Origin of the sequence: Bacillus timonensis, assembly GCF_004799755.1 — a bacterium.
GTDB lineage: Bacteria > Bacillota > Bacilli > Bacillales > Bacillaceae_L > Ferdinandcohnia > Ferdinandcohnia timonensis_A.
On record NZ_SLUB01000020.1, the window covers coordinates 1 to 13,944 of the forward strand.

Annotated in this window: 17 protein-coding genes and 1 rRNA gene; 7 read left to right on the forward strand and 11 right to left on the reverse strand. The window is 39.2% G+C overall.

Features of this window, described 5'->3' with window-relative positions:
• Window positions 1–171: ribosomal RNA gene (locus E1I69_RS12095) — 16S ribosomal RNA — on the reverse strand; the annotation flags it as partial.
• Window positions 172–451: 280 nt separating this feature from the next.
• Window positions 452–682 (reverse strand): hypothetical protein, encoded by a 231-nt coding sequence (locus E1I69_RS12100; protein ID WP_136379876.1) that lies wholly within the window; start codon window positions 680–682, stop codon window positions 452–454.
• 144 nt (window positions 683–826) lie between these two features.
• Here E1I69_RS12100 and pdaB point away from each other — a divergent pair, with 144 nt between their 5' ends.
• The gene (gene pdaB, locus E1I69_RS12105; protein ID WP_136379877.1) at window positions 827–1,591 is read left to right on the forward strand and encodes a polysaccharide deacetylase family sporulation protein PdaB; all 765 of its coding nucleotides are present in this window, start codon (window positions 827–829) and stop codon (window positions 1,589–1,591) included.
• Between the two features lie 25 nt (window positions 1,592–1,616).
• On the opposite strand, the gene E1I69_RS12110 is transcribed toward pdaB, so the two are convergent.
• Entirely contained in the window at window positions 1,617–2,213 is a 597-nt protein-coding gene (locus E1I69_RS12110; protein WP_136379878.1) for a KinB-signaling pathway activation protein, read from the reverse strand.
• 148 nt (window positions 2,214–2,361) lie between these two features.
• Between E1I69_RS12110 and gerD the strand changes: the two genes are divergently transcribed.
• Window positions 2,362–2,958 carry a spore germination lipoprotein GerD gene (gerD, locus tag E1I69_RS12115; RefSeq protein WP_136379879.1) on the forward strand — a complete coding sequence of 199 codons (597 nt, stop codon included), beginning with the start codon at window positions 2,362–2,364 and terminating at the stop codon, window positions 2,956–2,958.
• Window positions 2,959–3,006: 48 nt separating this feature from the next.
• Here gerD and E1I69_RS12120 read toward each other — a convergent pair whose 3' ends face one another.
• The 4 genes from E1I69_RS12120 to E1I69_RS12135 form a co-directional block, all read right to left on the reverse strand.
• Window positions 3,007–4,056, reverse strand: coding sequence for an Mrp/NBP35 family ATP-binding protein (locus E1I69_RS12120; RefSeq protein WP_136379880.1), 1,050 nt, complete (start codon window positions 4,054–4,056; stop codon window positions 3,007–3,009).
• Window positions 4,057–4,176: 120 nt separating this feature from the next.
• Window positions 4,177–4,890, reverse strand: a complete 714-nt coding sequence (gene cwlD / locus E1I69_RS12125) for an N-acetylmuramoyl-L-alanine amidase CwlD (protein ID WP_136379881.1) — start codon at window positions 4,888–4,890, stop codon at window positions 4,177–4,179.
• 66 nt (window positions 4,891–4,956) lie between these two features.
• A complete protein-coding gene (locus E1I69_RS12130) occupies window positions 4,957–5,400 on the reverse strand; it encodes a YbaK family protein (RefSeq protein ID WP_136379882.1) in 444 nt (147 codons plus the stop codon).
• Window positions 5,401–5,570: 170 nt separating this feature from the next.
• A complete protein-coding gene (locus tag E1I69_RS12135; protein ID WP_136379883.1) occupies window positions 5,571–5,801 on the reverse strand; it encodes a hypothetical protein in 231 nt (76 codons plus the stop codon).
• Window positions 5,802–6,043: 242 nt separating this feature from the next.
• Here E1I69_RS12135 and E1I69_RS12140 point away from each other — a divergent pair, with 242 nt between their 5' ends.
• The 5 genes from E1I69_RS12140 to E1I69_RS12160 are packed head-to-tail and all read left to right on the forward strand — an operon-like array spanning window position 6,044 to window position 9,973.
• Window positions 6,044–6,763: an SDR family NAD(P)-dependent oxidoreductase gene (locus E1I69_RS12140; protein ID WP_136379884.1), complete on the forward strand. Its 720-nt coding sequence runs from the start codon at window positions 6,044–6,046 to the stop codon at window positions 6,761–6,763.
• 2 nt (window positions 6,764–6,765) lie between these two features.
• Window positions 6,766–7,794: an S-adenosylmethionine:tRNA ribosyltransferase-isomerase gene (locus E1I69_RS12145; RefSeq protein ID WP_136379885.1), complete on the forward strand. Its 1,029-nt coding sequence runs from the start codon at window positions 6,766–6,768 to the stop codon at window positions 7,792–7,794.
• A 15-nt stretch (window positions 7,795–7,809) separates the two neighbouring features.
• Window positions 7,810–8,169 carry a VOC family protein gene (locus E1I69_RS12150; protein ID WP_136379886.1) on the forward strand — a complete coding sequence of 120 codons (360 nt, stop codon included), beginning with the start codon at window positions 7,810–7,812 and terminating at the stop codon, window positions 8,167–8,169.
• A gap of 37 nt (window positions 8,170–8,206) precedes the next feature.
• On the forward strand, window positions 8,207–9,325 hold the full coding sequence (locus E1I69_RS12155) for a GAF domain-containing sensor histidine kinase (RefSeq protein ID WP_136379887.1): 1,119 nt from the start codon (window positions 8,207–8,209) through the stop codon (window positions 9,323–9,325).
• A 12-nt stretch (window positions 9,326–9,337) separates the two neighbouring features.
• Window positions 9,338–9,973: a response regulator gene (locus E1I69_RS12160; RefSeq protein WP_136379888.1), complete on the forward strand. Its 636-nt coding sequence runs from the start codon at window positions 9,338–9,340 to the stop codon at window positions 9,971–9,973.
• Between the two features lie 87 nt (window positions 9,974–10,060).
• Here E1I69_RS12160 and fni read toward each other — a convergent pair whose 3' ends face one another.
• The 4 genes from fni to E1I69_RS12175 form a co-directional block, all read right to left on the reverse strand.
• Complete coding sequence (fni, locus tag E1I69_RS12165) at window positions 10,061–11,089, reverse strand: type 2 isopentenyl-diphosphate Delta-isomerase (RefSeq protein ID WP_136379889.1); 1,029 nt, start codon at window positions 11,087–11,089, stop codon at window positions 10,061–10,063.
• A 77-nt stretch (window positions 11,090–11,166) separates the two neighbouring features.
• The gene (locus E1I69_RS12170; protein ID WP_136379890.1) at window positions 11,167–11,979 is read right to left on the reverse strand and encodes a squalene/phytoene synthase family protein; all 813 of its coding nucleotides are present in this window, start codon (window positions 11,977–11,979) and stop codon (window positions 11,167–11,169) included.
• 153 nt (window positions 11,980–12,132) lie between these two features.
• Window positions 12,133–12,288, reverse strand: coding sequence for a hypothetical protein (locus E1I69_RS24410; protein ID WP_161974885.1), 156 nt, complete (start codon window positions 12,286–12,288; stop codon window positions 12,133–12,135).
• Between the two features lie 127 nt (window positions 12,289–12,415).
• Entirely contained in the window at window positions 12,416–13,846 is a 1,431-nt protein-coding gene (locus E1I69_RS12175; protein WP_136379891.1) for a PTS transporter subunit EIIC, read from the reverse strand.
• Between the last annotated feature and the right edge of the window lie 98 nt (window positions 13,847–13,944).

The following is a 13,944-nucleotide window of genomic DNA, read 5'->3' on the forward strand; positions in this document are numbered from 1 at the left end:
TATTAGCTCCGGTTTCCCGAAGTTATCCCAGTCTTACAGGCAGGTTGCCCACGTGTTACTCACCCGTCCGCCGCTAACCTTTGGGAGCAAGCTCCCTCAGGTTCGCTCGACTTGCATGTATTAGGCACGCCGCCAGCGTTCATCCTGAGCCAGGATCAAACTCTCCAATAAGAGTATTGATTGCTCAATATTTTTAAAAAATAGAATTAACGTTGACGCTTGTATTGTGTTCAGTTTTCAAAGAACTTTTTTGGATAATCGCTCAGAGGCGACTTTATTAATATAACATGCTGACAAATTGAAGTCAACATTTTTTTAAAACATTTTTTAAAAATCAATCATCGTCATCGACGACGTTTATTAATATATCATCATCTAAAACGAGTGTCAATAATCTATTTTATATTATTTAAAGAGGATCATATCGCCTTAATATAATCCTCCACTTCATTCATCCTTTTTTACTATTTACCTTCTTTGAACGAATATACCTGCTACAATCCGATGGATCGGCAATTCTTTTAAATAAACGAAATAAGATCTGATATCTTTCTTCCATTGCTCTTTTTACGATATGGTCAATCCTTGCATCGCCCACATCAAATAGGATTTCGTCCATTTCTCTTTTTAGTAGGTACTCTAATTCTTTAACTTCCTTCTGATCAACTAATAATCCAATCATAGTTTCACCTCAAGTATAATGTAATTCTAATTATTACCAGAATTAGTTATTTTATGAATCATTTTCCCTTAGAGTTTTACACATACAAATGCAGTGACAAGCATATTATTTTTACAGAAGATGTATTGGACAAGGAGGATAAAAATGAATTTTTTCTACATCCTGAGTAGCAAAAGGATTAAACAAGCCTTAATTATTCTTTTCGCTTCCTTATTTACAGCCAGTATTTTTTATATAGAAAAGGGCAATATTTCTCCTGTTTTTTCAACAGAAAATGGTCCACGGGTGATCTACACAGGAGAAAAGAGCGAAAAGACAGTTGCACTTACTTTTAATATTAGTTGGGGAGATACAAAGGCACTCCCGATTATCGACACCTTAAAAAAGGAAGGGGTCAAGAATGCAACATTCTTTCTTTCCGCTTCTTGGGCTGAGCGTCACCCACAGATCGTAGAACGAATTGTGAAGGATGGACATCAAATTGGCGTCAAGGGATATGATTATAAAAACTATACAGAATTAGAGGATGCACAGATTAAAAAGGATATTTATAAGGCTCAGGATGCATTTAAAAAAATGGGGGTCAAAACCGTTTCATTCGCTCGAACACCTGACGGAAATTTCGATTCTAGAGTTGTTAAGGTATTAGACTCTCTTGGATATACCCTTATTCATTGGAGCATAGATTCAAATGATTGGAATAATCCTGGTGTCGCAATAATAACTAGCAATGTTTTAGATAAGGTAAAAGGCGGAGATATCATTTTATTCCACGCTTCAGACTCAGCCAAACAAACAGCTGACGCTCTTCCAGGTGTCTTAAAAGGAATCAAATCAAAAGGTCTCTCATTTGTGACGGTAAGTGATATGCTAAATAACGCTGATGTAAAAAGTGAAGTAGTTGAATAAGAAGTAAAAAAGCTGATCCATTGGATCAGCTTTTTTGGTTTGTTATTTTTGGCAGGATTAAAAGTTGATAGGCGTTGCAAATTAATAGTGGATAAATCATTAAATACAACCAACTTGTATCATTCACCCGAATTGCAGGCATCCATTCAATCACAGACACAACAAACATAAAGAAAACTGCTGGAATAAACGCCTTGTTATTTGTTTGTTTACTTTTAAAATATGCAATGATTAATGCAAATACTAACATCAAAATCGGAATCCATACATATGACGAAATGGTTTCGCTCTCTGTTGCAAACACTTTAAAACGGAAATAAATTAAATCAAAGAAAACAAAAGCAATTAACACAATCTGCGCTGGTGCCCATGCCCCTTTGAATAATCCACGTCCAAAACGGTGTACAGTCAGATAAGCAAAGAAGCCCATTTGGCTAATAATACTAAAAATAAATCCAGCACCAATAAACCAAAATATGACTAGAAGGATTTCAATGACATCAGCTGCTAAGAATAATTCTTTATATTCACTCCATTTAACGGCAAATCCAAAAAAGATTGTGCTAATCGCACCTACTAGTAAGGTAGAAAGAAATAACCTTACCCAATTTCGACTTTTCACGACAAAATCCCCCACTCTGTATATTCAAATATGATTGTACCAAAACAGAGGGGATGAATGCCAGTTTCTCACCATGTAATACGTGAATATTTTCTTACAAAAAAAGCATATTAACAAGTAAGGATCCCTTATGAAAGGAGCTTTAAGAATGAAAAAAAGGATGTCGCTCCTCCTCATTTTTAGTTTGTTATTGGCTATTGTGGGGTGCGCCCCAGCAAATGTTGAACAAAATCGAATGGATTATGAAGAAACGAAGAAGATGGTTGTCGATATATTAAAAACAGATGATGGTAAAAAAGCGATAGAGGAACTCATGCGGGATGAAAAGTTGAAGCAGCACCTCGTCATGGATCAAGTTGTCGTAAAAGATGCCATCCAGGAAACCCTTACCTCTGACAATGGGGTTGAATTTTGGAAAAAGACATTCGAGGATACAAAGTTTGTAGAAGAATACGCAAAAAGTATGAAAACGGAGCACGAAAAGCTCATTAAAGACTTAATGAAGGATCCGGATTATCAAAAAATGGTGATGGATATCTTAAAAAATCCTGAAATGGAACAACAATTCACAGATGTTGTTAAAAGTCAGGAATTTAGAAAGCATCTTCAAACAGTTATCAGTGAAACACTTGAGAGTCCGTTATACAAAGCGAAGATTGAAGATATTCTTATAAAAGCTGCAGAAGATATGGAAAAACAGGAAAAAGCAAAAAAGGATGAAGGCCAAGGAAGCGGTAATAGCTAATTCATCAATAGATTAAAGACCCTCCAAATATTTTGGAGGGTCTTTTGATTAGATTGCGTCAATGACTCGTTTCGCAATTTCATTATAGATTTTTCCGGTTGGATGATCTTCGTCATAAACAGATGGGGCAAAGTCATCGTCATTCCAATCGGGTTGTCCTAATGGAATTTTACCTAATAAAGATGTTTGAAGCTCTTCTGTAAGCTTCTCTCCACCACCCTTACCAAATACATATTCCTTTTCACCAGTTACCTTGCTTTCAAAATAAGACATATTCTCAATTACACCTAGAATTTCGTGCTCTGTACGAAGTGCCATTGCACCCGCTCTGGCTGCTACAAAAGCAGCAGTTGGATGTGGTGTTGTGACAATAATTTCTTTACAATGTGGAAGCATCGTATGAACATCTAATGCTACATCGCCTGTACCTGGTGGTAAGTCAAGAACTAAGTAATCAAGGTCTCCCCATTCAACTTCATTAAAGAAATTATTCAACATTTTTCCAAGCATAGGACCACGCCAGATAACCGGTGAATTGTCTTCTACAAAGAAGCCCATTGATATCACTTTTACGCCTTTTCTTTCGACAGGAATAATTTTTTCACCTCGAACGACAGGGCGCTTTGTAATTCCCATCATGTCTGGAACACTGAATCCATAGATATCTGCATCAATGATTCCAACCTTTTTTCCCAGTCTAGCTAATGATATGGCTAAGTTTACAGAAACAGTTGATTTACCAACTCCTCCCTTACCACTTGCAACTGCGATAAAGGTCGTTTGATTTACCGGGGATAATAAAGGAGCTGATTCCCCTGCAGTTTCAGTCTTGAATTTCGCTAGTTCCTCTGGTGATAGGTCAGTAAAGCGAAGACCTACAGACTCTGCTCCCGCTTGTTTTAATGCATTTACAATTGTGGTTTGAAGCTGAAGTTGCTCACCTGTACCAGTTTTAGATAGGGCAATTTTTACACTTACATGTTTCTTTTCTTCTTTTATTTTAATCTCTTGGACTGCATTCGTCTCTTCAAATGTTCTATGTAAGAATGGATCTTGCAATTGATGTAATACTTCTCTTACTTGTTGTTCAGTTAACATTAAAACACCACCTAAATTCTGTATTCGGTTTCACTCCTTTCTCATTATACCATACCTGTCCGAATTTACAGTGTGAGGAGTGTCATAGCATATCAAAAAATACACGAAAATACCCACCTCTTATTCAGGTGGGTTTGATTCATTGGAGAAATATCGGTTGATTCCGGTATAGATGGAGGCTGCGACCTTATCTTGGTAGTCATCTTTTATTAATAGGTTTTTTTCCTCTGGATTTGAAAGGAACCCTACTTCTACTAGTGCACCAGGTTTCTTTGCACTTTTTAATAAGTATACACCATTGATCGCTTTTGCTTGTCGTGTTGTATTTCCGAGATTGTTTCGAAGCTCATCTTGAATAAATTTAGCTACCTCTTCGTTTTCCTTGAAGGTACTAAAGTAAAAGGTTTGCGCCCCTCTCCACCTTGGTGCAGGGATGGCATTTAAGTGAATACTTATAAATAAATCCGCATCTGATTCATTAATGATTTGAACGCGTTTCTTCAAATCCTCTGTTTTTCGTCGGCTAAGCCCTTTTGTACCGTCCTCCGCTAAATCTGTATCTTCTTCCCGTAGCATTTGGACAAGCGCACCTTGCTGCTGTAGGTAATCGCGAAGTTTATAGGATATTTCTAGAGCAATGTCCTTTTCTTGGATGTCACCGCTTTGTGCTCCCCCATCAGGTCCACCATGACCAGGATCTATAATGATAAATTTGCCCGATAAGGGTAAACTCCATGGGTCCCACACATCTTTATCCATATATCGATATTGTATAAATATAAATAAAACAACAGTTCCTAAAAGGATACCCGTAATTTTTAATTTCTTATTCATCATTTCCCTCCTGCATGTCCCTACATTAACTATATGGGACAAGGAGAGTATATATGATTAAAAAATCTAATGCAATTTTAGCCGGTATCTTTTTTCACCCTTTTGAAATCCTTCTGTCCACCAATACGTCACATAGTACTCACATGAATAGTAAAGAGACTCATTCACAAAACCTTGGTCGCCAATATGGCCCCAGTAGCAGATGAACTCATATAACGCATCAATCAGGTTCTTTTCAAATCTATAGCATCGCATTCTCACTTCTTCTACAGATTCACCGTAGTAACCAAATTTGCTATATTTCGCACCTAACAGGTATGCTTCGATGGCAACATCAATGCATCCTTCTTCAATCGCACTACCCAGTATGGAGCTCATTCTAAAAAAACTGCTAAAGTTATCCGTGACGCTCTTTTTAAGTTCCTCTAACGAAAGCTCACGAAGCATTTTTCGTTCATACTTGATTTGCTTCTCTTTCCGCTTTTCCTTGAAGGTTGTAATAACGTTCATACAATAAGAACCCCCTTTGTCGATAGTTTCCTACTGCATCTTCGTAAACATGCGCCGAACACAAACTACCTCCATTGCCAAATAAAAGTATGTATACATGAAGGCATGATTTTGCCATTCATCAAAATTACGAAAAAGGCTCTCAATCCGCTGATTGAGAGCCAACTTCTCTATATATCCGATGTCTTTAGGTTTTCTGACGTTTTAGGTAATGAATTTTCTTTATGTTTCCCAACTAACCTTGCTACCTGCCAGCCAATGACCATGTTTACGACACCCATAATCAAAAATAATAAGTAATCACCAATCGGTTCAGGAAGTAAGAGATCTACGATTAACCACATTCCTGCCGACGAAGCCCCAATGAAAGCACCGAGCACTGATTTTTGGATACGACTCATTTTCCACCCACCCCTTTAAGTTTGTTACAACACCTACATTCATCATATGTGGGTGAATTGCTCGAAATAACTTGAATTTTGGCGGAAGGTTGTCCAATATTCACAGCTATCTTGTAAATTCATTTCCTTTAGTTTTTTGATTCTCATCCAAAAGTTGTAGATAAAATTCAAGCTTAGTCCCGAAGAGGAATCTCCTAGTTGCCGGTATGCTTAATTCATAAAGAAGATAAGGAGAGATTACGATGATGAAGAACAAAGTTGTCATGATTACTGGGGCATCTAAAGGATTAGGAAAAGCATTGACACTCGCTTTTGCCAAAAAAGGGGCAAAATTGGCAATCTGTGCAAGGAATGAAGAAAACTTATTAAATATAAAACAGGAAGCTGAAAAATTAGGGGCAACGGTTCTTGCGGTAACCGCTGATGTTGCAAAGACGAGAGATGTGGAACGGTTTGTGGCTCTAGCTGAAGAGAAATATGGGAAAATTGATATTTTGATTAATAACGCCTCCATGTTAGGACCTAGTCCAATGCCTTTATTACTCGATTACCCCGAAGAAGAATTTATGGAGGTCTTAAGGGTAAATGCATTATCTCCGTTTTTAGTGACAAGAAGAGTTGTTGTTGGGATGCTTCAACGTAATCAAGGCTCCATTATCAATGTTACTTCAGAGGCCGGTCATATTGGTTATGCCGGCTGGGGGGCATACGGCATATCAAAGTTTGCAGTTGAAGGTCTTACCGAAACATGGGCAGACGAATTAAGTGAGACTGGTGTTCGGATCAATATGGTTGATCCCGGAGAAATGGATACAGAAATGCACCAATTGGCTGTTCCAGATTGTGAGTACCCTTTAGCCAAACCAGAAGATGTGGTCTATATTTTTTTATACCTTGCTTCTGATCAAGCTAAAGGGATTAACGGAAAACGATTTTCAGCTCAAGCGCATGAGGAGGTATAAGAATGGTAGCAAAAGCCTTAGATTTTTACCTTCCAAGTCAACTGAATGCTTCACACCCTCCTGAAAAGCGAGGGATTAGAAGAGACCATGTCCGAATGATGGTGCTTAATCGAAGTTCCGGTAACATCGAACATGACCAGTTTTTTCATTTACCACATTATCTCGAGCCAGGAGATTTAGTCATTTTAAATAACAGCCGCACCATCCCTGCTGTTTTACATGCCAAATGGTATAGAAACAAGGTTCAATTGACCACAAAGACTGAAATCAGACTGGCCAGACGGCGTGAGGATGATATATGGGAGACACTCATTGTTGAAAGTCGTGTAAAGATTGGTGATCAATTCATTTTTTCGCCTGAACTAACAGCGACAGTCATTGGTGTTAAAAAGAACTCCCCTTTAAAATTGTTGAAATTTACTAAAAAGGGATCTGACCTCTTAAATATCATATATGCACTTGGAGAGCCGGTTCGATATGAATATATTGATCACCCTTGGTCGTTAGACTATTACCAAACGGTTTTTGCTAGTCAGCCCGGTTCAGTAGAAATGCCCTCAGCAGGGAGGGCATTCAGCTGGGAACTTCTTTTCACGTTAATGAGGAAGGGAATTCAGGTCGATTTTATTCAACTCCATACAGGTCTAAGTTACTTGCTTGATGATCAGTGGCATCAGTCACCGGAAGAGAACGAAGAAGAATACCACATTTCTGAAAAGACCATGCAACGAACACTTGAAACAAAAGCAGCTGGAAAGAAAGTTATTGCGGTTGGAACGACTGTGGTGAGAGCTCTTGAGAGCGCAGAAAAACTTGGTCACCTTTCAGGGGTAACTAATTTATACATTCATCGCGAGTTTCCTATGAAAATAGCCGATGGAATCATTACCGGATTCCATGAGCCACAGGCGAGTCATCTTGATATGTTGTCAGCGTTTATTGCTGAACATCATCTTCTTCGGGCATACGACCAAGCAATTGACGCCAAATATTTATGGCATGAATTCGGAGACATGAATCTGATTATCTGATTGGGAGGCAATGCAATGAGAATTCATCATTACGGTCTAGAAGTAAGGAATCTTGAGGATTCTGTCACTTTTTATAAAGATGATTTAGGTTTTACGGAAGAGACACGTTTTGTGTTTATGGAAGAAGAAATCGTTTTTTTAACCCTTGGTGAGATTAGATTAGAGTTAATCGCTAGTCATACGCTAAATACTCATATCTGTTTTGAAGTGAGTAATCTTGATAGCATCATGCCTTCACTTACGAGTCTTCGAAAAGTCGAAGGCCCCTATCAATTCGATAATGGTTGGCAGACAGTCTTTTTTGAAGGACCTAGTAAAGAAATACTTGAGTTTTTACAGATTATAAAAAATCAAAAGTCGGAAAATTTGAAATAGGCTATAATAGAAGCAGAAAATATAGTGGAGGGAAGTCATGTCTGCCCAAGATAGTTTTGAAGAAATTAGCATTTTAAAGGAAATAGCTGAACTGTTAAATGAAGGAACAGACACAAATACCGTTCTATCATGCGTTTTGAATCAGTTACTCCAAGTAACGGGACTACAAACTGGTTGGATATTTTTAATAGATGAGCATGGTAAGCACCGTCTTGTGGCTGACGAGGCACTCCCACCTGCACTCGCAAGTAACCAAAAGCGACGGATGTGCAATGGCACCTGCTGGTGTATAAATAAATACAATAACCAACAACTGAATAAGGCCACCAATATTATTGAGTGTAAAAGAATTGAAGATGCCCTAAATGAAAAAGCTGGTGAAACATGTGGCTTAACGCATCACGCCACTGTCCCGCTCCGTGCTGGACAGGAACGATTTGGGATCTTGAATGTGGGAGCCCCTCATAAAACTCATTTTGAAAAAAATGAGCTTGCCTTACTTGAAGCCGTGGCCTATCAAATCGGAACTGCGTTGAAACGGATCAAACTGACTCAACGCGAGCAAGACACCGCACTTGTGGCTGAACGAAATCGGTTAGCTCGGGATCTTCATGACTCAGTTAATCAACTCCTTTTTTCCCTAAGCCTTACTGCTAGGGCTGGTGTAGAAATGACTAATAGCGCCGATGTTATACAGACGTTCACTTATATACAAGATATGGCTCAAGAGGCTCTTGGAGAAATGAGAGCCTTGATCTGGCAACTGCGGCCTGCCGGTCTAGAAAATGGACTTGTTAGTGCCTTACGAAGCTATGCTGAAATGCTTGGTCTATCTATTCATACAACGGTGACAGGTGCTGCAACTATTCCTGGAAAGGTAGAAGAAGCGCTTTGGCGCATCGGGCAGGAAGCGTTGGCGAATTGTAAAAAACATTCACAAACCACTGAAGTCACTTTGCATTTTCAGGCTTCTGAAGCTGAAGTGAAAATGACGATAAAGGATACAGGCTGCGGATTCCATTATGAAGAAGACCGTGAAATCCCGTCACTAGGATTAAGAAACATGAAAACACGGACTGATAGCTTGAATGGGACCTTTCTTTTAAAAAGTAAACCTGGAAGTGGGACAGAAATAGAAATACACATTCCGTTTTAGGGGGATTATGTAGTGAGTATAAAAATAGTAGTCGTTGATGACCATCACGTTGTCAGACGGGGCCTTGTCTTTTTTCTTCGAACACAAAAAGGCTTTGAAATTGTTGGAGAAGCAGCGAACGGAATTGAAGCGGTTGAATTGGTAAAGTCTTTAAAACCAGATCTCGTCTTAATGGACTTAGTGATGCCAGAAATGGACGGCATCGAAGCAACAAGAATCATCAAAAAGGAAATACCTAAAATAAGAATTATGATGCTTACCAGCTTTTCGGATCAAGACCATGTCATCCCCGCTCTAGAAGCAGGTGCTTCCGGCTATCAATTAAAAGACATTGAACCTGATGATCTTGTCACATCCATCAAAAAGATAATGAGCGGTGAAAACCAGCTCCATCCAAAAGCAACTTCACACCTGCTGGCCAATTTAAATAAAAGTCAGGTAAAAAACGCATTAGAAGAATTAACAAATCGAGAGTTAGATGTGTTAAAAGAAATTGCCAAAGGAAAAAGCAACAAGGAAATCGCTAGTTCCCTATACATCACTGAAAAAACAGTTAAAACACATGTTTCAAATCTTTTGGGCAAGCTTGATTTGACTGACCGTACACAAGCCGCTCTTTATGCCGTAAAAAATAAATTAGTAGACTAGAAGCGGATGTGGAAGGTGCTGCATCCGCCTTTACCTATAAAAAAAGACCCCACCCAATCGGTTAAGAGTCTCTCGATCATCAAATTATTATAGTTTCTTCAAGCGCGGGGTGTTCTTCAGCTCATGGATGGTCAACGCCCCGATTCCGAACAGCGTCATACGAAGTTCCATTTCTCGGATTTCCATCACTTCAAGGACATCTTCTGCACTCTGTGTTGCCTCTTTTAGGATGGACCGTCCAAATCCAACGAGGTCGGCGCCCAGTCCAATAGCCTTGGCTGCGTCTAACCCGGTCATGATTCCTCCACTAGCAATCAGCGGACATTCTCCATTTCGTTCGCGAACCAACCTAATCGATTCTGACGTTGGAATCCCCCATTCACTGAATGCCTCAGCAGCAATCCGCTTGATTCGGTCTTTAGCACGGAACTTTTCCACCTGACTCCAAGAAGTGCCTCCCGCACCAGCGACATCAATAAACGAAACTCCTGCATTCATTAATCGATTCGCTGTCTGGCCATCAATACCCCATCCAACTTCCTTGACTCCGATAGGAACCTCAAATGTACTGCAAAGTTGTTCAATTTTCTTAAGTAATCCTTTAAAATTTGTATCTCCCTTTTCCTGAATCACTTCCTGAATACTGTTCAAATGAAGAACGAGCATGTCCGCTTCGGTCAATTCGATAATCTTTCTACATTCGTCAACACCAAATCCGTAATTGAACTGCACAGCACCTAAGTTCGCAATGATCGGAACATTTGGTGCATATTTTCTCACCAAGAAAGAGGAAGAATGCCCGTCGTTGTCGAGCAGTGCACGAGTGGAACCTAACGCAAGCGCCCAACCCCGTTCCTGTGCAGCTACAGCTAAATTTCGGTTAATTGTCTCAGCAAAAGCTGTCCCACCCGTCATGGAGCTGATGAGAAACGGTGTTTTACATTCATAGCCGAGGAATCCTGTATCAATGGAGATTTCGTCAAAATCAATTTCGGGGAGCGCATTGTGGACAAACGTAAATGTCTCTAATCCAGTTGTAATCGATTCCCCGGTTACCTTTTCATTCAACGTGATTTTTATATGTTGTGACTTTCTTTGCTCAATTGAGTTGGACATCACCAACACCTGCCCTTTTATCAAAATTCGTAAAGGACGGCAGATTCCTGCATCTTGAACCCCTGTTTTTACAAGAATTAGTTTGTTTGCACTTCTTCCACCGTTTCTTCTACTTCCGTGCGCGACATTTTTTCACGCCCCTCTTTTAATGCTTTTAACGTTTTATGGGCTAAGGCAAGAGGTAGACGACAGAATAAGATAATGCTTCTCTTATTAAGAGATTTCATATATTCATCTGCCTTAGTTAGATTTTCTTCAGCATATTTAAATAGTTCCGCCCGATTCCATCCATCAGGAACAAAGCTGACTCCACGTTCATCCAAATCTTCCTTCTGATTGCGCAAAATATTTACAGCCTGAAGTCCGCGTCCATAACCAATAGCAAGATCTCGATCTGTTTTTTCTTCTCCATAGAGCTCCCATAGATCTGACAGCATAACCCCAACAAGACCTGCAACGTAATATGTATAGTCATCCAAATCTTCACGTGTACGAATATTCCAATTAGCCTTTGCCCATTTAGCCATACCAGATGCCATTTCATATGCAGCGTTCATGAGGATTGGCAAGGCATCCTTAGGACAAGCTTGTAGCCATTCTTCCAAGCGAAGCGACACTTCGGGTAGTTGTTCTTTAGTCGTTCCTAGTATTCTTAAATATTCTTCGTTATCAAATGGACGTTTACATAATTCGCCTACTTGCATTAAAATTGTATATTTTATTTCATTGTCTATTTCTTCATGATCCTCAATTTCATCAATTGCTCGAAATACTAAATAAGCAGATGCAACCGAGTATTTTAACTCCTTCTGCAAAAAGGTAATCGGAATATAAAAAGTACGACTTGTCTCTTTTAACATTCGCATTGCATCTTTAGGAAACCCACTCATTGTTCCTTACCTCCCATATCAAACCATCCATACTCAACATCGTAACTCATTGAGGCATTATAAAACAAACAAAACATCGGATGTACACCTTAGAAATCACTCGTCTGTTATGTTTCAAAAACATTCAGATAAAACAACTTCGAAAAAACCTTATTATGCTAACAGGATTTCTCTTTTAACATTCATTATACCTAACATTAGACCCATTGCGCGAATGAAAGAACTTCCAACTGAAACCATGATTTGAGCTGCACCCCAATATTGGACCCGCGTAAGGACTTTTATTCCATTGCTCACTATCTTTAGCAATCATAAAAAAACCCCCAACCAAAAGGTTGAGAGTCTTCAATAATCCTCAAATTAACGTTTTGAGAACTAAGGTGCACGACGAGCGCCTTTATAACTAATTTTTCTATTTCTCGTAAAAAGGCCTTATCTATTTATTTTCAACAGCTTTCCCAGCCTTAAAAATATTACTTTTAAATAACCCAAATGTTAATGTAACGGTAATGATAAAAGTGATTGCCATTCCAATAAAATAGAAGCTCCAATGTTCCGGATAAACAGAAAGGAAAGATAGAACTCCTCCCACTCCAACTGAGGTAGCTTTCACCCCTTGAGCCGCTAGATAGGCACTTCCAATTGCACTTCCTATCATAACCGCTATGAAAGGATATCTAAATCGGAGATTGATTCCGTAAATCGCTGGTTCAGTAACCCCAAGCCATGCGGATAAGGTTGCAGTGAGTGACACACCTTTTAATTTTTTGTTTTGTTTCAGAATGAAGAACATAGTCAGCGCAGCAGCACCTTGAGCCAGTGTAACTGTTTCCCCGATTGGCCATAAAGTAACATAGCCAAGTGTACCGGCCATTTGCAGATTTACCCCTAAGAAAATGTGGTGCATGCCCGTAATAACAAGCGGACCTGAAATAAATCCATATACGCCTCCAGCAAACGCAGGTGATACTTCAAACAGATAAAGAATACCGTTAGTAATCCAATTCGAACCGGTCATCGTAATTGGCCCGATAAAACCGAATGTTAAAAGACCAGCGAAAACAAGTGCTAGCGGTGCCACAAATATCATTTGTAAATTATCTGGAATAACACGTTTCAAATGCTTCTCTGACCAAACTAAAATCCATGTAGCAAAAATAACAGGAAGGACTTGCCCTTGATAACCTATTTTGGCAATGTCCCAGCCAAATAGACTCCAGTATTCAACTTCACCTGGATTCTCCGCATATGCATAAGCTGACATTAATGAGGGATGTACTAATAATAGCCCCAACACAATCCCTAATAGCGGACTTCCACCAAATTTCCTAGCAGCAGACCATGCGATAAGCACAGGCAGGAAAGTAAATGCTGTATTAGCAATGACATTAATGAATTCCGCAAACCCCGTCCAACCGGTATAAACATCTAACAGGGATTTTTCGTCGTAGAAAATACCAGGGTTTGCAAGCATATTATTTAATCCCAATAGAAGACCTGCGGCAACAATTGCTGGAAGAATCGGAATAAAGATGTCTGCCAAGACCCGGACACCTCTTTGAAAGATGTTTCCCTTTTTCGCTGTAATCTGCTTCATTTCATCCTTACTTACCTCTACTGCACCTGTCTGTTTTACAAACTCATTGTAAACTTTCTCTACAAGTCCAGGACCAATGATGATTTGGAACTGTCCATTCACCGAGAACGTCCCTTTCACCAGTTCATTTTCCTCTAATGCCTCTTTATTGACTTGACTTTCATCTTCTAATACTAAACGCAGTCTTGTCACGCAGTGCGTTGCATTACTGACGTTTTCAGACCCACCGATATTTTTTATAATATTGGATACTTGATCTTTAGTAGCCATGCGTTAACCTCCATTTATCTAATCGCTTACACAAATTTCTAACTTGTTTAAACAAGTTAATTATAGTACAGTATATTTTGTTGTCAATATAAATTTAA